The following is a 24393-nucleotide window of genomic DNA, read 5'->3' as shown; positions in this document are numbered from 1 at the left end:
CTAATTTTTAGACTTCTTGCGGCCACTCTTTCCGTCCAGTTCCTTCTGCATTTCTTTGGAGGGCTTCTGAAGCTTTTCGCCTATTCTGGGATTCTGTTTTTTATACCAGGGCATGCCCCGGTATTCACCTTCGCCGTGGCGGTGGACCATGCGGGTTTGACAGGAATTGATGGGGCAGGCAGGTCTACAGGAAAAGGCAAGAACACTAGAGGCAACCATTAAAAGCGACAAGGCACTTTTTTTAATAATATTATCCATGACAAAGGGTGATAGAAGTTCTGTCACAAAATAAACTAATTCTGCAGCTTGCTCTGCCGTTTTTTGCTTATTCCTAGAAAAATCATACATTAGTAAGGCTTACTACCTTTCACCTAACTTACCAAAATGAGTGCCCTTAACGGAAAACTAACTTCCCTTTTTGCTGCTGCGGTTTTAACCTCCACCGCGGCTTACGCCCAAAACACTCCTCCGCAAGGAGCAGCCGCCCAAATGAACCTGCAGGCTCTAACAACCCGGGGAGACGCCAATGTAAGATTATTTGACAATCGGTATCAGGGGGTGAAAGGTAGCCCCTATTTCATTGATGTGTGGGTGCCTGGTTCGTTGGAGATGAAAGTAGGAAATACAGGCAAAACCGAGACATATACCGGTTTGCAGTTAAAGTATGACACCTACTCTAACTTGTTAATGGCTGTGCTTCCGCAAACGAAGGATACGCTTCAGTTTGGCACTTCCCCTATTCTTTCCTTTGACCTAGAGGTGCCTGGTAGCGGTCCAATTAAGTTCAAGCGTTTCAAAGAGGCCCAAGCCTTGGATCCTAACCTCCGGGACGCCTTCTTTGGAGTCTTGTACAGTGATGCGGCTGGTAAAACCTCTTTGGTGAAAAGGGTGGCTAAAAAGAAAATTGACGCCAACTTCAAAGGTCCTTACAGCACTGGACAAACCTACGATGAACTGGTAGATGAAACCCATTATTACGTGGTGGCCAAAGATAAAATGCAACGCGTGAAATTGAATAAGAAATCTGTGCTGGAAGCTTTCCCTGAGCAAGCAGACAAACTGAAGGCGTACATTTCTAGCCAGAAGCTAGCCATGTCTTCTGAAGCCGATTTGATCAAAGTGGTTAGTTACTACCAGACCTTGTAGGACCTTGTCATGTTTAAACAGAAAGGGCGGTCTTGAAGTACCGTTCTTTCTGTTTTAGGTCTATATTTTAGAAAATCTATTAAAAACGTCTGCTCACCACACCACCTTTTCGGCTGTCAACTTCCAGCAGCAGATTGGGCTTATTGGCGTTTACAATCCACCGAACTTTTACAAAGCCCATTCCCGGAATGTTCGGTATCTCTAAGCGGTGGGGACTCAGCTTCTGCTCTTTGCCCAGGTTTAAGTCAGCGTTTTCCAGAATCATGCCTGCCACCACCGTGGAATCTCTAAGGGAAATATAGTCTGGCCGTTCAATCCGGAATTTAAGATCCTGGCTAGAGTGGGTTGGGATAATGCGCGTATTAGCCACGGTGGCGGTCACTTCCGTTAACCCGTTAGAGAGTTTCTTGGTGATCACGTCCTGGATCACCAATTGAGGCAACTGGTAGGCTTGGTAGACTGTGAACGCCATGTTCCGGTGAGCGTCTTCTTCCAGTAAAAAGCCAGGGTGGGCCCTTGGGTAGTTTTTCTTAAACCCTCCTATTTCAATTTTGCCGTAAGTTGGGTGGTCAAACTCGGTCCATTCTACAAAGGCATCGTTGAATAACAGCATTTTATTGAAGTCGTACTGCTCCTGCTCCCGCTCAGGTCCCGTGGCTGTTTTCCGGTCAAATTGCAGGTAAGGAGACATTAGTTCATTGGAGAAGGTGAAGATTCCCCTGGCCCCGTGAAACCAATCCAGTTCTCCCCCGAAGGCTGAGTACAGGTCTTTGTACACCACCATGTAGGTGTAGCCTGGTATGACCTGCTCGGCATATTTGCCTAAAAGGTCATATACCTGGTTATCTTCCCGGTTGTAGGTGTTCTGGTCTTCATCTGCTCCTGGTCCCCGAAGGATCATTCCCCCGTTGTTGTGGTAACTCTGGGCCCCGGCAATGTTGGGGTGGCGCAAGACAAAATCCTTGATGGCCCGGTTTTCTGGGATGGAAAAAGGATATTTGTAGGCTCCGCGCTGAATGTAGTCTGGCTGCCAATTCCAACCCCAGTCCCGGTTAGGGTCATAGTACCCGGGCGGGTCTTCGTTTACTTTCCCGTCACCGTCATTGTCTAAACCTTCGTACCCCAACAACTCATACTCTCCGGGTTGGTCTGGCTTAGCAGGGATAAGGCGCAAGGGGTTCTGAGGGTCTACCACGTAACGTCCGTTGGGTGATTTGCGGCGCATGAAGGTAATGTTGCCGTCTTTATTCAGATCATCGGGCTGGTCTTCGTCCACGAGCCCGTCACCATCATCATCCAAGGGAATCATGCCCGAACGCGGGGAATGGGCCGTGTTGGGTTTGTGCATGAAGTTATCGCGCGCATCTGGGTTGATGGTAGGGATGATGTAAAACGTTTTCTGCTGCAGTAATTCCTGAATAAAACGGTTATCCTGATAATTTTCTACCAGGTACCAGGCCGTGTACAAAGCAAATTCTGAGCCTTGTATTTCATTGGAGTGGATGTTGCCATCAATGTACATGGCGGGTTTCCGGTCAGGGTCTCCTGTTTTAAAGTCGGAAATGGTGAGTGCCCAGATTCTCCGGCCTTCGTAGGAATCACCTATGGTTTCCAATTTCACCAAGTCTGGGTATGCTTTGGCTAATTGGGCGCAAATCTCGGTGAGGCCGTCATAGTCATAGTACCGGTTCCAGCTAACGTTTACTTTGGGGTTATGCGGAGTGCCAGCGGCCCTGAAAACCTGGTCTGCCGTTTGGGCCTTCGTTTCACGAATTTGCCCTAAAAACAGGCTAGATGACAAGAAAGCTATAGATAAAATTCTTTTCTTCATGACTAAAAGCTAGCGTAGGTACACTTCTTTGGCCTGTTTACCGGCAGTGGGGCTGTTAGCCAGAATAGAGACATAGCCTTTGCCATTCACCAGCCAGGAAACCTGGAATTTCTCGCCACCCGCCAGCGCGTTACTAAGCTGTATTTTGTTCCCCGATACGATTTTCTGGTTTTCGCTTAACTGCAGAGTCACCTTCACTTTCTGCACCCACCTGGTTCGGTCGCCAATTTCGGAATGAGTTGGTAAAGACCCTTGGTTGTATACGTCTGCGGTAATGCGGGTGAGTCCTCCGGCTACCTTCTCTGAGGTGATGTTCACAATCTGGATGGATGGCATCCACTTGGCGTACGCCGAAAAGAACTGAAAGTGCTTCTGGGCAATGGGACCTAGGGTACGGACCGGCGGCGTCTGCTTCACGTAAGGAGCTAATCCGCCAATCTCTACCACCTGGTCTGGGAAATCTGGATGTTTGATTTGTTTCCAGTTCACGAAGGTTCCAGCCATGTCATTGGCTTCGGCCCAGCGCAGAAAGTTGACATCGTCATGCTCTGAGGGCAGTTGAGGCGCTTTCCCACCGGTGGTATCCTTAGACGCTTCCACTTTGGGCGTCCACCAACCGGGGGTGCTGTAGCTGAACCTTCCGTAATGGAAATACGCCCATTGCAGCACGTCGCCGCCGGAGGGAGCAACCTTCGGGGCATTCTTTAAACCGGTTGCGCTGTTGTACAACTTGGAGATCTGGTCATTTACCGCGGCATCTTTCTCCAGCAACCCAGTCACTATCCGGGCAGAGGCTTTCCCTCTATCATAACGCAAAGGTTCTGTTAAGGTGTTGGCTGGGCCGAAGACAAAGACTGCATACACGTTCTTGGCTTCGTACATGAAATCAGCAAACGCTTTGGTTTCCCGTTCAGAGATGGGGTGTTCGCCAGCTCCTTCCTGGAAATAAGGGTAGTTGAAAGTGAAATTCCGATTGAACATCACGCCGCCTTCGGGGTCCTCGTTCCATTTGCCGTCTTTGTCGTTGTCAATGCCTTCGGTAAAGAGCAGGTACTCTCCTTTTTCCCCTTTAGAGACATCGGCCTTCACCATAACCCTGGGGTCTTCCTTGGCTGGACGGTAAGAGCCGGTGGGGTTCTTGACCCGCATCAAGGTAATAAGTCCGTCTTTGTTCAGGTCTTCGTAAGGGTCCTCAAACATACGGCCGTCCCGGTCATCGTCTATAGGCTGGGCATTTCCAGAACGTTCCCACCGCAACTTCTCATGGTATTGCTCAGAGGCATCAGGGTTGAGGTTGGGAAAGATATAGAAGGTTTTGCTTTGAAGTAACTCGCGAACTGAGTCTTGTAAAACGGCGCCTTGCAGCATCTGCTCGGCCATTTGCACGGCCAGCTCGGTGGTGGCTAGCTGGGTGCCCTCCACTCCCGCGGCCACCACTATGGCGGGTTTGTTCGCAGCGTTGTCACGCCCCATGGTTAGCATCCAGATTTCCTTACCGGTGGCAGTTTTACCAACGGTAGTGAGCGATACCAGTTTGCTGTACCGGGTACTCAGCTTCTGTAACCGGGCGGTGAGTTGCTCATAGTTTTGGTAATCGCGCTGGGCCATTGCCAACGTGCTGATGCCAGATAACGTGATCCCCAGCAAGGCAGCTTTTAATCTCTTGTTCATGAAAAGGTACTTGAAACGAAAACCTAAAGGTTTTTAGCGGAAGTTGTCTCATTTAGCAGGAAGGCGGCGGGTAGCGTTTCTTCGCCGTGCCACTCAGAAAGGAAGCGCTCTACAAACTGTTGCATAAAGGCATGCCTATCCTGCGCTAATTGCTGCCCGGTTACGGTGGAGAACCGGTCTTTTAACAGAAAAAGCTTCTCATAAAAGTGGTTCAGCGTGGGTGCCTGATTTTTCTTGTACTCCTCAAAAGACGCGTGTAACTGCGGCTCCACACCCGGATGGTACATCTCCCGTCCTTTGTGCCCACCGTAGGCAAAAGCCCTGCCAATTCCTATGGCCCCAATGGCATCTAACCGATCCGCGTCCTGCACCACTTTGGCTTCTAAAGACGATGGCGTTGTGTCAACTCCGGCTCCTTTGAAAGTAACTTCCCTTATGATCTGGCAAACGTTCTCTATCAGGCTGTCTGAGGCTCTATGTGTTTGGAGCCATTCCCGGGCTGCTCTGGGTCCCGCTTCCTCGTCGCCGTTATGGAATTTCCAATCGGCTATGTCATGGAGCAGGGCTCCTAGCTGAACCAAACCAAGATCTACCTGTTCTTTTCTTCCTATGAGCAAGGCATTCTGCCAAACCCGTTTTATGTGCCACCAATCATGGCCGGAGCCTTCGCCGGTAAATAATTTTTCTACGTGTTGGGCCGTCCTTGCCACCAGTTCTTCTGCCTTCATGCCCGAAAACTAGTCAAAAATCTGCAAAGCCCCGCTCCTCAAAGGCGTTCACAAAGGTACATTCCTGCTTTTTGTGGGTTTTCTGAAAAAGAAGCGAAAAGGCGAAGAGTGGAGACTTTCTTAGAAAACCAAGTTGCACTTTACCCCTTTTTGCCTCTTAGGTATTTACCGTTAAAGCTCTAAGTAGAACTACGTGATTAAGGTTTAAGTCGATTTGGGCCTGAAAACTTCATTTAAGTTGATTATAAAGAGGTATTTATACATATTATTTTCTGAATAAAACGTATAGAGGCGCAGACAGCTAATTTGAAATCCTTTGAAAACAAAACTACCTATACTGTTATTCCTGGCGATGAGCTTTGCGTCCTTGGCCCAAACGCCAGTAGAAACCTCCCCCGACTCCGTGGCCAAGCCCATCAAGCGGTTGACGGTCTATCCTGTGGCGTACTACACACCCGAGACGCAGTTCGGATTTGGGGTGAAACCTATTTATTACCGCAAGCCAGCCGGCCACCTGCCCTCTGACCGGCCCACCGTTTTTTCGCCTACTTTGGTCTATACCACGCGAAAGCAAATATTGACCTCCTTCAATGCCGATGTTTGGCGCAACCATAATGCCCAGCACTTACAGGCTACCGTGGAGTACAATGATTATCCATATTTCTTCTTCGGGTTGGGGAACGAATCACCGGATGATGCCGAGGAGGCCTACACCAGCCGCACCATCAACTTCAATACGCAGTACGAGCACAGAATTTTGAAGAATGTGTACCTGGGCGGAAGGTATGAGTTCAAGCGGGAGACCATCCCCGAGGTGGATCCCGAGGGCGAACTAGCCCAGAAATACATTTTGGGAAGTGAAGGTACTACTTCCTCAGGCCTTGGCCCTGTCTTGATCTTTGACAGCCGTGATAATTTGTTCACTCCCTCCAAAGGTTCGTACCATCAATTCTCCACCATGGTGTTCCATAAATTCCTGGGCGGAGAGACCAATTTCAACCGCTACCGACTGGATCTGCGCAAATACCAATCGGGCATTGGCCCTGGGGTATTGGCGGTGCAAGGGCTTTTTACGTTTACCACCGGTGATGCCCCCTTTCAGTTCCTTTCCACTTTGGGCGGGGTCAACGTGATGCGGGGCTTTTTGGAAGGACGTTTCAGAGAGGAAGATGCCTTGGTTTTCCAGGCTGATTACCGGTTCCCTTTGTTCTGGAGAATTGGAGGAGCCGTTTTTGGCGGGGCCGGTCAGGTATCTCGCCGCATCCCCGATTTTGGTTTGGATAAATTCCACTTATCAGGCGGAGGCGGAATCCGGTATAAGTTGAACAACGAAGGCATGGTTGTACGGGGCGACGTAGCGTTCTCAGACCAAGGCATGTACCTCTACTTTGCTTTCTCAGAAGCGTTTTAAGCACGTTAAGTAAAAAGAAGCCTTTAAACGAAAGCCGCTGCTATAACCTTAGCAGCGGCTTTCGTTATTATCATGGTTCTGGTGAAAGAACCTTAATCTATCCTTCAGTATAAATTGGCAAGTATCTAGAAGCTAGCGAAATATCAGTTAACCTTTCTCGTCTCCAAGGTACCCACTTTAGGTAAAATCTGGATGACGAACCTGCGGTCCCGCACATCCCCGGTACGTCCTGCGCCTTCAAATCCGCTTCCAGAGGCAATGAGTTCTATCCGTTCTTTCGGGAATTTGATGCCGGCATTTCGCCAGAACTGCAGCAAAGAAAGTGCGCGTTTGTAGCTCAGCTCCAGGGCGTATTCCCGTTGGGTAATGTTTCTAGAATCTCCACGGGGAAAACTGGCTGCCCGCCCATCAATTACAATAAGGTATTTCACATCGGACCCTTTCACGGAGTTGATGACTTTGCTCAATTCTTCCCCCGCCCGGCGGAGCGGTGCCAGTGAACGTTGCGGAATGGTAGCGCTGCTTTGGTCAAACAACACGTCCACCAGCAGCTCGTGTCGTTTGTACTTCGCGTTGTACTGAAAGTATCGGCTGTCCAGGCGAGAAAGGGCGGCTTTAATCTCATCTAGTTTGCGTTTCTCCTGTACTTCCACCTGCAGGCGCGCAATGTTGCGGCGGTTTTCAGATGCTTTGTCGGTGAACATCTTAAAGCTCAAGACAAAGAGTACCAGCATGATCAGGAACAGCGCCGTCATGAGGTCTACATAGCTGGGCCAGAAGAAATCTTTGTTGTCTTTGTTCATCTCTTACCTCAACTTACGGCCGTTGTTTTGCCCAGAACCGAAGATTCTGCCCAAGGCAGCTTTGATGGCGCCTGGCTCCATGCTTTTCTCCACGTTGGCGTTGAGCACCGCTAATTGCTGCAGTAACTTCTGCTGGATCTCGGTGTCGATATCTATTTTGCGGAGCAGGCGTTCATTGGTGTTCTTGATCTCCTGGGCCAGGTCCAGTTGCTGCCGGTTCAGGTGATCTTGCTGGGGAGCCAGCGTTTCAAACGGACGCATGTAGTCCAGGATGCGCTGGTATAGGTTATCCTCGTTGAGCCTCCTGAAATGCTCCTGCCACTTTTCATAAGCATTCTGCGCGTCGCGTTCCTGGTGTTGCAGGCGGGCCTCCATCAGGTCGGTTAACCGGAGGGCTGCTTTGTCAAAGTACTGCTCGGTGCGGTTGGCAATGGTGTCCAGTTCTTCTTCGTGGCGGGAGAAGAAGTTGATCTGTCGTTGAATGGACTCGTCATGGTGCTGCAAATAGCCCGGCACCTGGTCAAAGCCCTCCTGCAATTTGGTGAGTCGGTTTAACACCTGCGTGATGTTCTGGGTCAGCTCTCCTCCTTTCCTAACAGATTCATTCAAGGCCTCCTGGTACTGCAGGAAGTTTTGGAACAGGCGCTCGCTTTCCTTGATCTTATCAAAAACCTGCAGGTTGGCATTGGCCATTTGGGTGAACCCAATCTGGTCCAGCTTCTGGATGAATTCTTTCTGCGTGCTGATGTTATCCGTCAGCGTCTCCACAATTGGGCGGAAGCCTAAGATCTTGTCCAGAAAGTCTTTGTTGAAGGAGTCCAACACTGATTTAAGATTCCCTAGACTAGCCGACATATCTGAGTTCAGCTTGGGCAGCAGATGGGTTTGCAGGAAGGTGTAGTAATCGTTTTTATGCCGGTCACGAACACTTCGGGCGTTTTTAAGCGCATTATTCCCCACCATGGTCAAAAGCAACCCAAAGAAGCTTCCAGCCATGGCGATGAGTACCCCAAACAGAAACGAAGGAATGTTCTGGTCGGTAATAAAGGAGCCGCCTTCATCGGTGCTGCTAGTTAAGCCTGTCCAAACCAAAGAGGAAAGACCCAGGATTACGCCCGAGAAAGTTCCCAGCAAACCCACGTACAGTGGCGTGGCTATAGTTGACTGCACTTCATTGTCCTGCGCATCGGCATACCGTTCCGCAACGTCCTTTAGGATATCAAAATCAGCGGCGGCACCTTTGTTTAAGCGCAGGTAATCATTTGTGCTCTGGTTAATTTCCTGGAACGTGGGCGATGGCGCCTGCACTTCGATTAGGTCTACGTTGGTTTCCTCTCTTTCTTCCTGAACAGGAGCTGGGGTTTGGGCGCTGACCAAATAGATGTTGCCGTTGGTGAGTAGTTGCCTGAACTTCTCAATGTTGATGGTGTAGAAGGGCGTTTCGCCGTTCTGCGCCTCAATGTGCAGTTCCTCTGAGTCAACGGCGATGATCTTTTTCACCACCGGGTTGGTAGGCGAGAATTCCCGGAACTCCTCTCCGTACAATAACCTCTCCCACTGCTTTTCTACTGAACTGGTGGTTACTGGCTCCGCTTGTTTGGCATTAAGGGAACGGCGGGTAACGGAGAGGTTTTCTTTTGGAGGAAAAAGGCTGGTAATGCGCTCTATCTTGTCTCGGTTGGCCTTGTACACACGCCATTGGTACCCTATGATCAGGATTACCAGCAACGCCTCAAAAATGAATATTCCTTCCATGAGTGTAATTTATGACAAATTTAAGCAGTTCTGAAACTCCACCGTTCATTTACGAAGGTCTGTTTGGTGGTAGCCTGGCAGGTACCTGATGGTGTTTCCAGTTAAGAAAAATCAGGCGGTTTTGTAGCGGGTTTCTAGAAAAGGAAGAGGAACCATTTAGGGACTGTTTACCAGAAAACAGGTCCAAAATGGTTCCTCCACTCTTGATACTTTACCTTTGATTTAAGGGCTGTTCCTTTATTCTTGCTTAAAGGAAGATTTTACCGAAAATCTATTCTGGCTTTTTCCTGAATCTTCCACCCTCCGCTGGTCCTTACCAACAGGCCATCTCCCTGTAAAATGATCTGGCTTACCTTCCGGTTAGAGGGTTTTTCAAAGGAGAACGCATTTTCCAGACGGTCCATTCCCTGAGAGATAACAAAAGCCTGATTACCGCCTAGGTTGAACCGGTAGCTGGTGGTGGTGCTTCCTTCGGTCGGGGAATCTATTTCAAGGTAGGAGTCTGAATCGGGGCGCTGCTGCAAGTGGTGGGTCTTGATAGTTCCGTCTTCCGGGATGATGGCGTATCGGGTACGGCTAACCGGAGCCTCGGGCTGCGGGGCCACTTGTTGGGTGAGCTCACTCAGAAGGTCATCTCCTACAATCTGGCTCCCAAGGGTAGCCGCGGGAGCAGGTTGGACCGGCATTGCGCTCTCCAAATCCGTTGGGAGAGTTGGCTCTCTTCTTCTGTTCTCGTTTCTACGCGGTTGCGGCTGTTGCTGAGGTGGGCGCTGTGTCTGGTTGGCTCCTCCGTTTTGGGCAGCTTGCTGCTGCGGTTGTTTCTGCCGAGGTTCTTGTGGCTGACGTTGCTCTCTGGGCTCCTGCGGTGGCCGCTGCTCCCTAGGTTCTCTTGGCTCTCTTGGTTCTTTGGGTTGACGTGCCTGTTGGGGTTGCCCCTCCAACTTCTGCCTTCCTTCCTGCTGATTCCGCTGTGGTTGAGGCTGAGTTTGGGGGGGACGTTGGTCAGGCGTCTGCTGCCCCCTTCCTGCTTGCTGCCCTTGTTGCTTTCTGGATTCCTGTTGTGGTTGCTGTGGGTTTCTTTGAGGCTGCTGCTGCGGAGACGCTTGTTGGTTTCCTCTGCCTTGGCGGGGGTTCTCCTGTTGTTGGTTTTTACCTGCCCTTCTGATGTGATTTTCTAGGGCCTTCAAACCGGCTTCCAACTCGCGGTTTTTTCTTTCCAAGGCCTGTGTTCTGTAAACAATGCCGCTCACCTTGTAAAAGGTGAAAGCAGCCACTATGATGGCCACAATGCCTAAAATTAGAGGTACATATTCCATACCGTAAATGCTTGTTTTGATAATGAATGAGGTTAGAAAAAGCCTCAGGTGCTTTTATTGATAAGGCACCTGAGGCATCAAAGTTAGACGAGCGCGCCTACCTGCTGCTGGTAAAGTTCTTTAGACAACAGGTACAAAGACTGCTTCAAGGGCATGAAGAACATCGTCTCGGGTATCAGTTCCCGGTCAGACAGGCCGCGGAGGGTTTCCTCCAGCACCATGGTGTAGCTGTCTTGGATGTGGTTGCGCATGAAGTTAAGGATCCAGTGCGGATCCACCTCCACACCCATGGAACGCATCAACGGTGCAATATCTACATCGTCCAATAGCATTTCCAGGCAGGTCATCACATTGGCCAATACTTCCTGCCGGATGGTGGAGGAAATCTGGCTTTTGTTTACCGGTTTCAGGGCATCTTCTCCGGTGGCGGCCCCTGTTGGGCGCATGATCGGAATATCCGTGAGGTCCGATAGGTTGTTTCCTTCCAGCGCCATGGCGCCTCCGTTGGCAGTAACCTGCTTCGGATTGTCAACCAACACCAGTTTGAAGTTTGCTGGTGCCTCTTGCCCGGTCACCTTCCGGAAGATGGTTTTGGCGTAGCGCTCCACGTTAGAAAGGTTGTTGCCGGCAGCCAACAGTTTGATGTATAAACTGCCTTGCCCGCTGAAACAGATGTAGCGTGGCACCTGGGCTCCCAACTGTTGGGTAAGCTGCGCCAGGTGGTACATCAACGCGCCGAAATGCAGGTAAAACATCAGGCGTAGTTGACGGGCCTGCAGCAATTGCGAGCTGTAATGCAACTCCCGGTCATAGCTGAAAAGCAAGCTGGTGATATCCGCTGAGCTGAAATCAGGGTTATCAAGGGCGGTTTCCAGGAACTTTTTGTATTCCTTGCCTTCCTCTGTAAGTGGAATCTGCAGCACGTGGGCCACCCCGTATTGGAGCAAGCCGTTATCTTTGCTGGTTTTCACCGAAGCAAAGCCATCGCCCCACAAGTCATTTCCCGCAAAACGGAAGGAAGCGCTGTGAGACGGTCTCCGGTTCGTAAACAAAAGCACGTCCGTAGTTCCGCCGCCTATGTCTACGTTGATCAGGTTTTCATCCTGGCTAGGCACCACCGCCCCCGTTCTTGACAAATAATAGAAAGGCGCCACTGATTCCGTAATGCAAGCGGTATTTCGCCCATTTTTGAAAACCGAGTGGTAAACGCCGTCCCACACGTTCTGGAACATGTTGCGCGAGTAATCATCAAAGCTTAGGGGGGCGAACCACACTACTTTGGTATTGGCCACATTGCCGTTGTTCAGAACCACCTTGTTCTTGATGAGCAACATGATTTCGGTGAAAAACGCTTCAATCCGGCGTTTCCCGGTATTGGAGAGCGTCTCACTCCACTTAAGATCAGTATGGTAGTTCTGCTTGTACTGGTCCTGGTGCGTGCCCTCGGTATTGATGGAGAATCCGATGTTGATGTTCCCGAACAAGCTCGGAATCTGGTTTTCAAAGTCGATGGACTCGCAGGTGGCGGTTCTGGTTGGAAAGGAGTACAGCGATCCGCCCGACCCGATGATCAAAGGAATGAACTCCCGCTTCAGCAAGGTCTCCACAGCAAACAAACGCCCGAAGCCCCGCTTATGGAACCGTTGGTAATCGGTTAAGGAAGCATCGTCTGAAGGTTTGTTTAGCATTACTACTTGCAGGTCGTTAGCCGTGATAGAGAATTCCCGCGGCGGCTGATTTGACCCGGAGGTATAGGCAATGTGGGTGTTAGAAGTCCCGAAGTCAATGGCAAAGGTGAAGTTCTGAATGCCCTGGTGCATTTCCTGGAACTTAGGCACGATCAAGGCCCGGCCGGTCACATCCACGCCAGAATGAATCAACTCGGCATAGTCAAAGTGGGTACCTCTGATCTCGTAGTAAGTACTTCCAGCACTGCTGTTGGTCTTCTTGGTTCTCCGTTGGGAAGTAGCCGAGATGATCCCCCCGCCGGCATCCAACTGTCTTCCGCCGGAGTAGAAGGTCAATGAATGACTTCTGTTCACCAGCAAAGGATCAATGTCCTCGTCTACCAGCATGACTTTGTAGAAGTCGTTATAGGTAGGCGCATCCACAAACTTGTAGAACGGGAACACCCCAACACCTACCCTTGATTTCAGGATATGGCCTTTCTCTGGAATGATATCGCCAAGGGCGTCTTTGGAGTTGAGCGGATTGTCATAGTAGCTGCGCTCATACACCACATTTCCTTTCTCGGTGGGGATCTGTAGGGTGACACGCACATGGTTCACATCCACGTAAAACGTCAGTTGGGTGGCAAGATCCTCGGGAGTGAAGTATTGGAAATAAAGGCTGGTCACCGGCAGCAAGTAATTGAAGGCTTTCTCCGTCACCCCAGGTTGGTAGAGCACCGTTCCGCTGTAAAAACGGTCGGTGTTCACCTCATACGGCACCTGTACTATGGTTTCCTGCAAGAGGTCATTCACGGTAAGGTACGGGTAGTTGAACCCTACGCCAGGGAGAGATCGGGCCGGAATTTCCTTGCTGTCTGAATACCCAACATTGGTGTTCGCTGGCCAAGCCAGGTTGTTCACGTATTTCACGTGCGGAGCCAACCGCAAATCGGGCTTCAACACAATGGGTCGGTCGCCGGAGAAAAGCTGGTTAGTGGGTCTTAAAAACAGATCACTGCTGGTAACGGCGGTCTGGTCTTTCTTCACCAGGAAAGTGAGATGCCCTACGTGTACGGGGTTCTGCTGCAGATCTACCAAGGGCAAATAGTCAGCGGCAATGGCATTCTGGCCCACCACCCCAGACATGCTGATGCTTTTCAGCAGATGCTCATCTAAGGCATTGTACACGGCTGGGAAGGCCCGGATGTAGTCTGGATTGGATACAAACAATTTGTGCACGTACTCCTTGAAATCACGCTCGCGGTCATTCAAAGAGATGAAGTTGTTGTCAAAGTACACGCCCACGTTTTGTGCCCGGTTGATAGCCAAAGGCTGCACGTTAGGTGACACAAACAGGAACGTCAAAGGCGAGGTGCCGCCCAGTAATTGCAAACTGCGATCGCCCCGGGGAGAAGTAGACTCCAGGTAAAACAGGAACAAGTCCTCTACCCCATGGAACCGGGTATCGTTCATGAACAGCTCCAGGGTCTTGCCTAGCAGGTTGGTGTTAGGATTTGACTGCATGGCCGCCAGTTGCTGGTGCTTGTTCCACCGCCGGATCACGATTTTGTTTCCCCCTTGAGCGTAACTTTGGTGGTTGTAGAGCAGCTCCCACAGATCCCAGAAATGGGTCACGAATTTATGGTAGATGCTGTTCTGCGAGTTGGTCACCCCTTGCTTCACAAAGTCAAACGCTGTCTCAAACAGGTGCATGCGGGCAAAAGGCGTAGGTATTGAGGCATTGATCTTCTGGGCCCGTCCGCCGGCACCATCCACCATGTCTTTGATCTCAGTGCTGGTGATCTGGCTGGTCTTTGCCCAACCTTCCACGTTGGATCCGGTTTTATGAAGACGAAGTACTTTCGGCATAAATCAATCTGTTTTAAAGATATTTTTATCTAAAGAGGCCTGAAACAGTTACGTCTCGGGGGTGCCTCTTCTTTTTATGTTGTTCCTCTAAGCGAGGGTTGTTTCAATCTTCTGCTTTAAGGCTTGTTACAGGAAAACAGCACCTAAACAGAAACTTGAAATCAGGAATACTTCAGCTTGTCTTCCACTAAGTTGTTGGTCGCAATTTCAAAAGCCTTGATGGTAGCTTTGAACGCCTCGCGGTCTGAGACAGATTCTGAAGCGCGGTTCAATTCTTTCACAAAGGAGCCCTGGTGAATGCCCTTGTTCAGGAAGCCGGTTTCTACCTGTTTATCAGAAACCATGCGGTTAAAATCTGGCTCGTTCAAGTGGAAGACCGAGAAGGTACGCTCCATGCGGTTCAACTCCTTGAGCCAGGAGTCATACCCAAAGTCGGGACTGGTGAGGAATTTATTTAACTCTTTGAACACCGGCTCATTGCGCATGGCACCCGCCAAATCCACGCCTTTGGCATAAGCCGCCTGCGCGTCCTCGGGCACGTAAGTGGTGTAGTAACGCATGAAGTAATGGAATTTGATCAGTTGCTTGGCCAGTTTGTCACGGGTTTCCTGATCTAAGTGCGAGAACTGCACATTGTCCACGTCTTCCCGCAAGCCAAACTCATGGTACAGGGCAGAACCTGTCAGCTCATTATCGGTGTAGTCCATGAAATCAATGATAGACAAAGCACTGAGCAATTCCACCAGATGCGCGTCATTCTTTTGGCTGGCCCGGCCTGGATTATTCTCCAAAGGTTTGTCTGGGGTGTCACCGATATAATAAGTGGCGTTTACCCCGGTCAGGTGGTTCTGGTAATACGAGAGGGCGTCCTTAGCCTTGGTGGTGAAAGTGTTGGAATCAATAAAGTCAGCTTCCACCCCAGCGGCTGGTTGTTCCAGGGAGAAATACGGCAGCACTACCATGGCGCCGGTTAAAGCCGAGTTCAGGCTAGAGGCATTGGGGAGCTTTGAATGGACGTCTTTGAAGTTTTTGAGCAGCAACGGGAAACCTGCCGCGCCAGTACCCCCAAAAATGGAACTCACGAAGAAGATGCGGTCTCCGGCCTGGAAGTTGGAGGCAAAGAAACGCATCTCGGGAGAATCAATGATCTCATTCAACACCACGCTGCCCACGTTAGGACTGCCTCTGAACCCCACATCCAGGCTATTGTTCAGGTTCTCGGGGGTGAACAGCAGGTCTATCAAAGCCTGGGAGTCAATGTCTAGCTGGTTATAGCCTACATGGTCTTTGAAAGGCTTGTTTATACCCCCAAAGTCATACACAAAAGAATCTCTGATCTTAGAAGAACCGTCGCCGGCGATGCTGGATAAGGTGCTGATATTGGTGTGGAAGAAGCCTTCGTCGCGTTTGCCCAGTTGGTCGTGCAGGTGTTTGTAGGTTTTCAGGAGTTCCACCGTGCGGTTCATGTCCCCGTTCTGGGTGTCGGGGTCAATGATGATGGGTACTATCTTATCACAGTTCTTGATCTTGACACCAGCGGCCATCAGCATCACCAGGGAGCGGATTACCCTGGAGCCAGTGCCCCCAATTCCGAATACAAAAAGTTTTGCCATAGTTTAACGTGTGTGAGGCCATTTCATAGGAGTTGTCCAAGCCTGGACAGATCCTTTTTTCAAAAGAAGGGAAAAAACAAAAAACAGAATCAGGCTGAGGATTGCATTCACCAGCGCGAAGGTGTAGGTATAGGAATGGGTTTCAACGCCATTGTTGCTGACCTGCATGATAGGCACAATAAAGGCAATGACCGCGTTGAGGATGAGCATGATGACCCAGTGCTTAGGCTTGTAGAAGCCGGTGCTCATGACCCGGTTGAAAACATAATAATACAGGATGACCATGGCCAGCGAGATCAAAATCAATTGGATTCCGGTGTTGGGGAACACCACCTCGCGGTAATCATTGGTATAGTTGGCGGGCATTGGTCGGCCCAGGAAAAGCTCATACAGCCCGGAGAAGAAATTTTGGATCATCCTTACTTGGTTTCTTTGTTAAACTTCATAGTTACATTAAATACGTTTTCGCTCTTGTCACGATATAACGCTTGCACCCCCTCAATAATATTGTTCAGTTGGTAGGTTTTCCGTTGCGCCCCTGCCGGATTGTTGTCATTGGCTGTAGACCACTGACTTACCCAGGTAGGAAGAACCTGCGGCAACTGCAACGTAATAGAACCGGTGTTGGCTGTTAACTCTGGAACCCTCACCCGCACAAAATGAGTGTACTTGGCTAAGTCTGGAGTGGCCTTTACTTCTTCTGAGGCTGCAATTACTGTACCAATAGAGGCCTTTCCCCCGGACACGGCTAGCTTCAGGTTACGCTTCAGGAAATCGGCTTGCTGCATAGAAGCCGGAAAATCGCTGAGGTTCAGCCCAATGGTAAACTCCACCGGCTCTTCTTTGGTCGGAATTAAATTTACGATGGTACAAACCTCGGCGGTGCGGCTGGTGCAATACACCACCCCTGCCGGCCGAAAGGTGTTGGACTTCAAGATGGCTGAATAGGTCACATTGGGGTACCCGAAACCGAAATACGCTTGCTGCGCCGGCAAATTGCGAAGGACCTTGTTAACCACGGTCTGCACCTCTTGCTGCTCGCCTATCACCCAGATATAAAATGGAATCTCCTCCCCATTTAGGGTTCGTTTAACGGCTGGTTTCTTCACCGCGGGGAAATAGTTGCCAAAGAAAGGAGAGGCATTACCCAGCACCGCTACCACCAGGTTCTGGTGTTCGGCTTGTTTTAGGCTGCTTCTGATGTCAGAATCCAAAGACAGGAACTGACCCGGGTTGTTAGGGTCTGGTCCATGAATGAAGTCAGACACAATGACACTAACGGCTTCTTTTTTCAGGGAGTTGCTCAAGGCCGCCTGCAGTAAGTCAGGCAAGGGCGTACCTCGTACATCGGCTTTGATGCCGCTGGTGATGGTGTTTTTAAGGGTATTGTAGGAAACGCTGTCTAAAACAGGTTGGCCCTGCCCGTTCTCCCCCGCCAAGTAGTAACGCTTGGCGTCTACATAAATCCCATCCTGCACCTCAGAGATAAGCTTGTTCAGCTGCCTTTGGAAAACGGTGGGTTCTTTCTCAGCAGCGGGCGGAGGCATAAACCCTTTCATACCATTGGAAACTTCCAAGTACAGGTCTACATCAACTTTGGAGGTCCTGGCAGGTGGAGTGGTTTCTTCCGGAGCGCTAGTGGATGGTTTCTGACTAGGAGCCTGAACCTGTGTTGGGGTATTCTCAGGAGTTTCCAATTCCTGCCTTGATTCTTTCTTGTAGCATCCGGTTAGAATGAAGGCTCCGCATAGCAGCAGCACCTGGCTTTTCCGAATACATCCTGTTCTAGTTAGACTCATTGAAATCAGTATTATTGGGCACTTACTTAGAATATAGTGAAAAGGTTATCTATGAATATAGAACATAAAATGCCATTTCCCTGCTATTCTACTAAAAAGAAATTAAATCCAAATGCTGGCTAGACGCTTCCAAGTTCTTGCTTAGAACGTTAGGTGGATACTCCCCTGCACATAGGGATATCTGTTTTTTGGTTTACGTTTCAAATCATCGCAAAGGCCTTCAAGGAAACCCCTCTTCTGTTTAAAGGTATATACTGCAGAACAAGCTATTTATTTCTATGATCAGAGCATATAAACTTTATTCCGGCCAAGACGGGCACTCCTACTTTGAAAAAGGTACCATCGCGGAGAAAGTCATGACCGAGGTAATCTCCCTGCACTTCAAAGAAACGCCCCCGTTTAAGGAATATGATTGGCATACGGCCCCAAACACCCAGTACGTGCTTACCTTAACCGGCTCCCTGGAATTTACCACTAGCTTGGGAGATACCTTCGTTTTAGAACCTGGTGATGTACTTCTGGCAACGGACATCACCGGAACTGGCCATAAATGGAAAATGGTAGGCGACCAACCCTGGAAAAGAGCTTACGTGGTTTTCAAAAAGGAAACCCAAATTAACTTTCAACCTGATTGATTTAAAGGTTATACATAAACACCCTAGACCTTGCATAAGGAATTCAGTAGTAACTTATTTTATGCTTGTTTTAACTAAAACAGCCATAAAGCAATAAGGTCTGAAAGGCTAGATTAAGTTTTAAGCTGGGCAAAAAAGAAAAAGCGCTTGCATCAGGAAAGATACAAGCGCTTTGAGAAGAGCCCCCAGCCGGAATCGAACCAGCGACCTACTGATTACAAGTCAGTTGCTCTACCAGCTGAGCTATGGAGGCTTTTGCTTTCAAGGCTTTGGAAAGCCTCATCAAGCGGGTACTTAAGAAAGGTTGAAAAAACAGCACTTACCGGTTTAGCCAAGTAAGTGCTGTTTTTTGAGCCCCCAGCCGGAATCGAACCAGCGACCTACTGATTACAAGTCAGTTGCTCTACCAGCTGAGCTATGGAGGCTTTTGCTTCTAAAACCCTGGTGGTTTCTGAAAGCGATACAAAAGTAGAGGTCTTTTTGATATTTGCAAAAAGACCTCTCAACTTATTTGTGGCCTTTTAACAAAGGCGCTGAAAGTCAACCATAAAAATTTACGACCGCAGGGCTTTCAGCTGTCTTTTCAGGTGCTGAATTCTGTTTTGGGCTTCATCAATTTTAGACTGGTATTCCTGGCGGAGTTTCTCAGCGTTCTTAGAACGGGCAAAAAACTCAATATTGGTCTTCAGCGTGGAGATGTCGTTTTCCAGGGAGGTGATGTCACGGCGAAGATGCTGCTCCTTCTGGTACAGCTTCTGATCTCCGTCTGGGCTTGCCTTCAAATGATTCAACTGCAGTTGGAACAAGGTCTGCTCTCTTTGCTGAGGGCTCATTTCCGGCACCTTTTCCAGGTACTTGCCAAGCAATTGCTGGAATCGGTCTTCCACCTTGGGGTTGCGTTTTCCGTCAGTGGCCAAGGCTTGCCATTCCTGGTGAATCTGGTTAAACTCATCAACCGATCCAATAAAGGTAGGATCCGCTACTTTAGAGGCCAGCTGCTCACAGTAGGCCTGCTTTTGGGCAGACAATTGGCTTTGCTGCGTTTCTTTGTTTTGCGCCTCCTGGTGCAGTCTGTCAAAGAAAGCATTGCAAGCCGTTCTGAACCTGTTCCAGATTTTGTCTGAGTACTTATCTGGTACCCGGCCAATGGTTTTCCATTTCTTCTGCAGCTGGATCAGCTTTTCTTTGGTGCTATCCCACTCTTCACTTCCTTGCAGGCTTTCAGCTTCTTCACACAGCGCTACCTTTTGGCGGTAGTTCTGCATTTTTTCCTCGTCAAGAGCCTTAAAGAAGGTGTTTTTATGGTGGAAAAACGCTTTGTAGCTGCTCCAGAAGGCCTTGTTTACTTCTTCAGCGTTTTCCTTGGGTACTAAGCCGGCAGAATCCCACTTCTCTTTTAATTGTTGGATCTGGTCGGTTTTGTCGCGCCAGTCGTTGATTCTGTCTGAAGTGAAATGCTGGAACTGCTCAATTTGGGCAAGAAGCTCCCGCTTTTTCTCCAGGTTGCCTAGTTCCTCGTTTCTGCGGGTCTCAAAGAAAGATTTCTTTCTTTCATGCACCTGCTCAGAGGCTTGGATAAAGCGATTCCACACTTGGTCACGCACTTCATTAGGGATAGGCCCTATGTGCTTCCATTCATCATGTAAATGGCGAAGTTCCTGAAGCGCTTTGTTGATATTCTCTTCTTTGGCTAATCCTTCTGCCCGCTCGCACAAAGCGTTTTTCGCATCCAGGTTCCGTTTCCGGTCCAATTCCTTTAATTCAAAGAAGATGCTGCGGTTGTTGTAGTACATGTCCAGCAGTGCGTGGTAGGAATTCCACAGCTGCTGTGCTTCGGCGGTAGGAACCTGGCCAATGGACTTCCATTCATTCTGCAGTTCTTTAATGGCATTGCCGCTGGTTTGGGTTTCAGATTCAATCAATAACCGTAACCGCTCCAGCAGGTCTCGTTTTCGCTGCAGGTTCTGTACTTTTTGTTCTTCTTCCTGGCGCTGCTCTTTAAACCTGGCCTCTCTGAAACGCTGCATTGCCTGCTCCACATCTTTGTGGGCACGGGGTGCATTGTACTCAAAGTCGTCAGGGGAACCGCCTTCCGCTATAAACCTATTCAGGGCTTCTTGGCGCTCTTCCTGGAAATGGGGCTCATAAATGCGATAGAGATTGTTCAGAGCCCTGCCCGATTTACGCACGTTTCCTTCCTGGGCCAATGAAAGAATCTTGGTCCTGATCTCGTCTATTGACAAGTGCGTGTAATCTTCCTCAGGGTGTAGCTCTTCCTCTTCAGGATGTATTTCTTCATGAGAAGTTGCAGAGGCCACCAGCTCTGAAGCAGTAGTACCAACTGAGCTAGCCTCCTGCTCGGTGGTTTGTACCGGAACTTCAGTAGGTGCAGCGAATGCCTCTTCCGTGCCAGTACCCTCTGTATTTAACCCAGAATTTGTTTCATCGGTAGCCCCGGAAGCTGAAGTAGACTCGGCTGCTGTAGATGGAACAGTATCAGTGGTGTCAGAAACTAAGACAGAAGACTGGGTCAATTCTGGTACAACCTGAGGAGCAGACACTTCGGTAAAGTCATCTTCTGTTCTGCTTTCAGTGGCTGGCACTTCTTCCACGGCAACCGCGGGAGTAGCAGAAGATTCATTTTGGGCATTGATCTCCGCTAAACGCTCTTCCAGAATCCTTCGCTGCTCCAAAGCAGGGTCTTGGGTTGGAAGGTTTTGAAGGGGTTGCTCCTCCGTGTTTCTATTTTGTTGATCTTCAGGAGTTAGGTTCATCATACGCGTGGGGCTTTGCGCCTTTGGATTAGTTTAAGCTTGGGTCCGCGGGATAGTTGGCATACATCTTGTATTTGCCCCCCATTTCCTTTAAAATATCGCGCCACAAGGTATCTATATTCAAAGTAAGCAATTTATTCGCAGCATTGTTATTAACAAACCAAACATTTTTATCAATTTCTTCTTCTAGCTGCCCTGGGCTCCACCCGGAATAACCCACAAAAAACCTTATTTCGTCCTGTAAAACAATTCCTTGGTTCATCCACCGAGTGAGTTCTTCAAAGTCGCCCCCCCAATACAGGTCAGAGGCGATGGGCTGTGCATCGGGCAAGTTGGGTAACCGGTGAATGTAGTGCAAGGTATTGGGTTGCATGGGTCCTCCTACTGCCAAGGCCATGTCAAATACTTCTTCATTAATGTCTATCACATCAGACAGATGCAGTGCAGACACTCTGTTTAACACCAGCCCAACAGTTCCGTCTTTGTCATGCTGGCAGATAACCACCACACTTCTTTCAAAGTTGGGGTCGCCCAGGAAAGGTTCAGAAATCAATATGCTTCCCTTCTGGATTTCTTTTGCCATTTTTCTTGTCATCTTTTCCGTGGATTTAGCTCTCTATACGTACTGAATAGAATTGCAATTGGTTTGCAAGAGAGCCTGCTTTAAATACTTTAAACGCCGAAAACAGGCCCCTCGTATCTGGCGCAAGTTAAAAGAAAAGCCTTTCTTTGTTTATTCTAGCCAGATTAAGGAGAAAGCCCTACTTTTGGCGTCACCTTTCATTTTCAGTATTTATTCCATGGATGCACCCTTGTCCCTTGCCGACATCAGGATCAATTATTCCTTAAAGGAACTCACACTGGAAGCCGTGTCTCCTGACCCTTTGAAACAGTTTGAGATCTGGATGCAGGAAGCCCTCACCGCCAAAGCCGATGAGCCCACCGCCATGACCTTGAGCACCGCCAACGCCCAGGGGAAACCTACAGCCCGGGTGGTACTCTTAAAGGCCTTAAACCAGGACGGCTTTGTCTTCTACACGAACTACGAGAGCGGCAAGGGGCAACAGTTGTTGGAGAACCCTTTTGCCGCCCTTACGTTTTTTTGGCCAGCGTTGGAGCGCCAGGTACGAGTGGAAGGACGGGTAGAACGCGTTTCCCCGGAGATCTCAGATGCTTATTTTCAAAGCCGCCCCCGAGGAAGCCAAATCGGGGCCTGGTCCTCGCCCCAGAGTCAACCCATTCAGGACCGTTCTATTTTGGAACAACTGGAAAAAGAATATTCAGCCAAATTCCAGGGGTTAGAAGTGTTACCCAGGCCAGAACATTGGGGCGGGTATATGGTGAGACCAGACCGTATTGAGTTCTGGCAAGGCCGCCAAAACCGGTTACATGACCGACTACTCTATGAGGTAGAAGCAAACGGAACCTGGCAAATTCAACGGCTGGCTCCCTGATCTCCTTTAGGCCTCCTTTTCCAAAAACCGCATAAAAACAGCGCATGGCTGACATTCTACCCATAAAAGGGTTTCGGTACAACCCCAAACTTCCGTTTTCAATAGACGCGCTCACCTCCCCCTTATTTGATGTGGTATCGTTGAAGCAGCGCCAAGCTCTGTACCGGAACTCCTATAATAGCATCCATTTGTCGGTTCCGCCCGGGCCAGATCCAGCCGATAGCGCCAGACGTACCGCCGAGCACTGGAAACGGGCCGGCATCTTGCTGCAGGACCAATTACCTGGGATCTACGTCTACTACCAATATTTCCGGTTGCCTGGTTCTGACAAGGAGTTCTGCCGCAAGGGGTTTATGTGCCACATCAAAGCCTATCAATGGGAGGAGCAGGTAATTCTTCGGCACGAGAACACTATTCCCGCGGCAGTAAATGACCGCATTGCGTTACTAGCCCAAACCCGGATGCATACCAGCGCCACGCACGGCCTTTATACAGACGCCTCGTTTACCCTGGAGCAGTACATGGATGAAAGCATCACCTCTCCTATCTATGAGTCCGAAGATTACCAAGGCGTTCGGGACGTACTCTCGGTGATTCATGATGCCGAGGTGATCCAGAAGTTTGTAGAACAGGTAAAAGGGCAGCAGATTATACTAGCAGATGGCCACCATCGCTATGAAGGGTCCTTGCAGTACCGCAGAAAGATGCTGTACCAGTACCCACACGCCTCGGGTGAAGAGCCATTCAACTACCATCTCATGTACCTGACCAATGCAGCATCAGATGACCTGCGCATTCTGCCAACGCACAGGCTTTTTGATAATTTACCAATTCCTCCTAAAGTTTTTCTTGAAAGGCTGAGAGAGTACTTTGTCATTACCCCCATTGAGGAAGCCTATGAGTTGAACGAGGTGATTACCGGTAAGCAATGGGCCTTTGGAGTGTACTTACAAGGCGAAGCTTTTAAAGCCCGCCTGAAGCCCGAAGTACATGACTGGTTAGACTGGGACGTTCCGCAGGAAGTAAAGAACCTGGACCTGACGGTGATGCACTATTTTATTCTGGAACGGGTACTGGGTATTTCAAGGGAAGAGCAGCGGCAATACCCGGGGCTTTCGTATGTGCGCTCCTTTGCCGAATGCCTCACCAAAGTGGATACGGGCAAGGCCCAACTGGCACTTATCACCAATGAAGTAAAGATGGAGGAAGTACAGCGTGTGTGCCACTCCGGAGCGGTGATGCCCCAAAAATCAACCTTCTTTTACCCCAAAGTGATCTGTGGTTTTTTATTCAGCTCAATAGACGAAAATGAATTTTACTAAAAAATACATCCTGGCCTCTAATTCGCCCCGCCGAAAAGAGTTACTTACCAACTTGGGTCTTCCCTTTCAGATACGGGTAAAGGAAGTAGATGAAACCTACCCGCCCGAACTTTCCCGCGCCGAAGTAGCCGAATACCTGGCCGCCCACAAAGCCAGCTCTTACCAGGAGGAACTGCAGCTCGATGAGGTCATCATCACTGCTGATACCATTGTCTGCTTAGATGAACACGTTTTAAACAAACCCTACGACCATGCCCAGGCCACCCGCATGCTTACCATGCTTTCCGGAAGAAGCCATGAAGTCTATACCGGGGTTTGCCTTTTAAGCCAGGAAAAGAGCGTGGTTTTCCATGATGTGACTACTGTCCACTTCAGAGATTTAAGCCGAGAGGAAATCGATTTTTACATCAATAACTACAAGCCCTTTGACAAAGCAGGCAGCTATGGTGCCCAAGACTGGTTAGGGTTGGTGGGCATAGAACGCATAGAAGGTTCTTATTTTAATGTAATGGGCTTACCAGTGCACCGGCTTTATGAAGAACTGCTGGTATTCTAACCAAACTTGCTGGTCATGTAAAGATTTTTATTTTGAAGTC

Annotated in this window: 19 protein-coding genes and 2 tRNA genes; 6 read left to right on the top strand and 15 right to left on the bottom strand. The window is 49.4% G+C overall.

All coding sequences use genetic code 11. From position 1 onward, the window contains the following. Positions 1-348 carry a hypothetical protein gene (locus ACW9SV_RS12620; protein WP_479557125.1) on the bottom strand — a complete coding sequence of 116 codons (348 nt, stop codon included), beginning with the start codon at positions 346-348 and terminating at the stop codon, positions 1-3. Between the two features lie 36 nt (positions 349-384). Between ACW9SV_RS12620 and ACW9SV_RS12615 the strand changes: the two genes are divergently transcribed. After that, complete coding sequence (locus ACW9SV_RS12615; protein WP_479557124.1) at positions 385-1146, top strand: hypothetical protein; 762 nt, start codon at positions 385-387, stop codon at positions 1144-1146. A 79-nt stretch (positions 1147-1225) separates the two neighbouring features. Here ACW9SV_RS12615 and ACW9SV_RS12610 read toward each other — a convergent pair whose 3' ends face one another. The 3 genes from ACW9SV_RS12610 to ACW9SV_RS12600 are packed head-to-tail and all read right to left on the bottom strand — an operon-like array spanning position 1226 to position 5376. After that, on the bottom strand, positions 1226-2977 hold the full coding sequence (locus ACW9SV_RS12610; protein ID WP_479557123.1) for a M14 family metallopeptidase: 1752 nt from the start codon (positions 2975-2977) through the stop codon (positions 1226-1228). Positions 2978-2986: 9 nt separating this feature from the next. Next, positions 2987-4648: a M14 family metallopeptidase gene (locus ACW9SV_RS12605; protein ID WP_479557122.1), complete on the bottom strand. Its 1662-nt coding sequence runs from the start codon at positions 4646-4648 to the stop codon at positions 2987-2989. 23 nt (positions 4649-4671) lie between these two features. Next, entirely contained in the window at positions 4672-5376 is a 705-nt protein-coding gene (locus ACW9SV_RS12600) for an HD domain-containing protein (RefSeq protein ID WP_479557121.1), read from the bottom strand. 316 nt (positions 5377-5692) lie between these two features. Between ACW9SV_RS12600 and ACW9SV_RS12595 the strand changes: the two genes are divergently transcribed. After that, complete coding sequence (locus ACW9SV_RS12595) at positions 5693-6787, top strand: BamA/TamA family outer membrane protein (RefSeq protein ID WP_479557120.1); 1095 nt, start codon at positions 5693-5695, stop codon at positions 6785-6787. Between the two features lie 143 nt (positions 6788-6930). Here the strand turns inward: ACW9SV_RS12595 and ACW9SV_RS12590 are convergent, their stop codons facing one another. The 7 genes from ACW9SV_RS12590 to ACW9SV_RS12560 form a co-directional block, all read right to left on the bottom strand. Further along, entirely contained in the window at positions 6931-7590 is a 660-nt protein-coding gene (locus ACW9SV_RS12590) for a hypothetical protein (protein ID WP_479557119.1), read from the bottom strand. Between the two features lie 3 nt (positions 7591-7593). After that, positions 7594-9345, bottom strand: coding sequence for a hypothetical protein (locus ACW9SV_RS12585; RefSeq protein ID WP_479557118.1), 1752 nt, complete (start codon positions 9343-9345; stop codon positions 7594-7596). 260 nt (positions 9346-9605) lie between these two features. Continuing rightward, complete coding sequence (locus tag ACW9SV_RS12580; RefSeq protein WP_479557117.1) at positions 9606-10661, bottom strand: hypothetical protein; 1056 nt, start codon at positions 10659-10661, stop codon at positions 9606-9608. Between the two features lie 83 nt (positions 10662-10744). Further along, complete coding sequence (locus ACW9SV_RS12575; protein ID WP_479557116.1) at positions 10745-14200, bottom strand: cell division protein FtsA; 3456 nt, start codon at positions 14198-14200, stop codon at positions 10745-10747. A 161-nt stretch (positions 14201-14361) separates the two neighbouring features. After that, positions 14362-15813: a hypothetical protein gene (locus tag ACW9SV_RS12570; protein ID WP_479557115.1), complete on the bottom strand. Its 1452-nt coding sequence runs from the start codon at positions 15811-15813 to the stop codon at positions 14362-14364. Between the two features lie 3 nt (positions 15814-15816). Further along, positions 15817-16230, bottom strand: coding sequence for a hypothetical protein (locus ACW9SV_RS12565; protein ID WP_479557114.1), 414 nt, complete (start codon positions 16228-16230; stop codon positions 15817-15819). A gap of 2 nt (positions 16231-16232) precedes the next feature. Beyond that, on the bottom strand, positions 16233-17612 hold the full coding sequence (locus ACW9SV_RS12560; RefSeq protein ID WP_479557113.1) for a hypothetical protein: 1380 nt from the start codon (positions 17610-17612) through the stop codon (positions 16233-16235). A 278-nt stretch (positions 17613-17890) separates the two neighbouring features. On the opposite strand from ACW9SV_RS12560, the gene ACW9SV_RS12555 reads away from it, so the two are divergent. Continuing rightward, positions 17891-18247, top strand: a complete 357-nt coding sequence (locus ACW9SV_RS12555; protein WP_479557112.1) for a cupin domain-containing protein — start codon at positions 17891-17893, stop codon at positions 18245-18247. Positions 18248-18427: 180 nt separating this feature from the next. On the opposite strand, the gene ACW9SV_RS12550 is transcribed toward ACW9SV_RS12555, so the two are convergent. The 4 genes from ACW9SV_RS12550 to ACW9SV_RS12535 form a co-directional block, all read right to left on the bottom strand. Then, positions 18428-18500, bottom strand: a tRNA-Thr gene (locus ACW9SV_RS12550). A 99-nt stretch (positions 18501-18599) separates the two neighbouring features. Then, positions 18600-18672: transfer RNA gene (locus ACW9SV_RS12545), tRNA-Thr, on the bottom strand. A gap of 129 nt (positions 18673-18801) precedes the next feature. Beyond that, complete coding sequence (locus ACW9SV_RS12540; protein WP_479557111.1) at positions 18802-21024, bottom strand: DUF349 domain-containing protein; 2223 nt, start codon at positions 21022-21024, stop codon at positions 18802-18804. Between the two features lie 25 nt (positions 21025-21049). Further along, the gene (locus tag ACW9SV_RS12535) at positions 21050-21604 is read right to left on the bottom strand and encodes a YqgE/AlgH family protein (RefSeq protein WP_479557110.1); all 555 of its coding nucleotides are present in this window, start codon (positions 21602-21604) and stop codon (positions 21050-21052) included. A 217-nt stretch (positions 21605-21821) separates the two neighbouring features. On the opposite strand from ACW9SV_RS12535, the gene pdxH reads away from it, so the two are divergent. Genes pdxH through ACW9SV_RS12520 form a run of 3 tightly spaced genes read left to right on the top strand, consistent with a single transcriptional unit; the run spans position 21822 to position 24353 of the window. Then, on the top strand, positions 21822-22475 hold the full coding sequence (gene pdxH / locus ACW9SV_RS12530; RefSeq protein WP_479557109.1) for a pyridoxamine 5'-phosphate oxidase: 654 nt from the start codon (positions 21822-21824) through the stop codon (positions 22473-22475). Positions 22476-22519: 44 nt separating this feature from the next. Then, on the top strand, positions 22520-23797 hold the full coding sequence (locus tag ACW9SV_RS12525; RefSeq protein WP_479557108.1) for a DUF1015 domain-containing protein: 1278 nt from the start codon (positions 22520-22522) through the stop codon (positions 23795-23797). Beyond that, the gene (locus ACW9SV_RS12520) at positions 23784-24353 is read left to right on the top strand and encodes a Maf family nucleotide pyrophosphatase (protein WP_479557107.1); all 570 of its coding nucleotides are present in this window, start codon (positions 23784-23786) and stop codon (positions 24351-24353) included. The genes ACW9SV_RS12525 and ACW9SV_RS12520 overlap by 14 nt, the downstream gene beginning before the upstream one ends. The last annotated feature ends 40 nt before the right edge of the window (positions 24354-24393 follow it).

The sequence above is a fragment of the Rufibacter sp. JT20002 genome (assembly GCF_056491185.1).
Note: the sequence above shows the minus strand (reverse complement) of the source record. Positions and strands in the feature narration are given on the sequence as shown.

Coding starts and splice junctions, on each gene's coding strand:
- ACW9SV_RS12620 (WP_479557125.1), bottom strand. CDS start 348: ATGTATGATTTTTCTAGGAATAAGCAAAAAACGGCAGAGCAAGCTGCA.
- ACW9SV_RS12615 (WP_479557124.1), top strand. CDS start 385: ATGAGTGCCCTTAACGGAAAACTAACTTCCCTTTTTGCTGCTGCGGTT.
- ACW9SV_RS12610 (WP_479557123.1), bottom strand. CDS start 2,977: ATGAAGAAAAGAATTTTATCTATAGCTTTCTTGTCATCTAGCCTGTTT.
- ACW9SV_RS12605 (WP_479557122.1), bottom strand. CDS start 4,648: ATGAACAAGAGATTAAAAGCTGCCTTGCTGGGGATCACGTTATCTGGC.
- ACW9SV_RS12600 (WP_479557121.1), bottom strand. CDS start 5,376: ATGAAGGCAGAAGAACTGGTGGCAAGGACGGCCCAACACGTAGAAAAA.
- ACW9SV_RS12590 (WP_479557119.1), bottom strand. CDS start 7,590: ATGAACAAAGACAACAAAGATTTCTTCTGGCCCAGCTATGTAGACCTC.
- ACW9SV_RS12585 (WP_479557118.1), bottom strand. CDS start 9,345: ATGGAAGGAATATTCATTTTTGAGGCGTTGCTGGTAATCCTGATCATA.
- ACW9SV_RS12580 (WP_479557117.1), bottom strand. CDS start 10,661: ATGGAATATGTACCTCTAATTTTAGGCATTGTGGCCATCATAGTGGCT.
- ACW9SV_RS12575 (WP_479557116.1), bottom strand. CDS start 14,200: ATGCCGAAAGTACTTCGTCTTCATAAAACCGGATCCAACGTGGAAGGT.
- ACW9SV_RS12570 (WP_479557115.1), bottom strand. CDS start 15,813: ATGGCAAAACTTTTTGTATTCGGAATTGGGGGCACTGGCTCCAGGGTA.
- ACW9SV_RS12565 (WP_479557114.1), bottom strand. CDS start 16,230: ATGATCCAAAATTTCTTCTCCGGGCTGTATGAGCTTTTCCTGGGCCGA.
- ACW9SV_RS12560 (WP_479557113.1), bottom strand. CDS start 17,612: ATGAGTCTAACTAGAACAGGATGTATTCGGAAAAGCCAGGTGCTGCTG.
- ACW9SV_RS12555 (WP_479557112.1), top strand. CDS start 17,891: ATGATCAGAGCATATAAACTTTATTCCGGCCAAGACGGGCACTCCTAC.
- ACW9SV_RS12540 (WP_479557111.1), bottom strand. CDS start 21,024: ATGATGAACCTAACTCCTGAAGATCAACAAAATAGAAACACGGAGGAG.
- ACW9SV_RS12535 (WP_479557110.1), bottom strand. CDS start 21,604: ATGGCAAAAGAAATCCAGAAGGGAAGCATATTGATTTCTGAACCTTTC.
- pdxH (WP_479557109.1), top strand. CDS start 21,822: ATGGATGCACCCTTGTCCCTTGCCGACATCAGGATCAATTATTCCTTA.
- ACW9SV_RS12525 (WP_479557108.1), top strand. CDS start 22,520: ATGGCTGACATTCTACCCATAAAAGGGTTTCGGTACAACCCCAAACTT.
- ACW9SV_RS12520 (WP_479557107.1), top strand. CDS start 23,784: ATGAATTTTACTAAAAAATACATCCTGGCCTCTAATTCGCCCCGCCGA.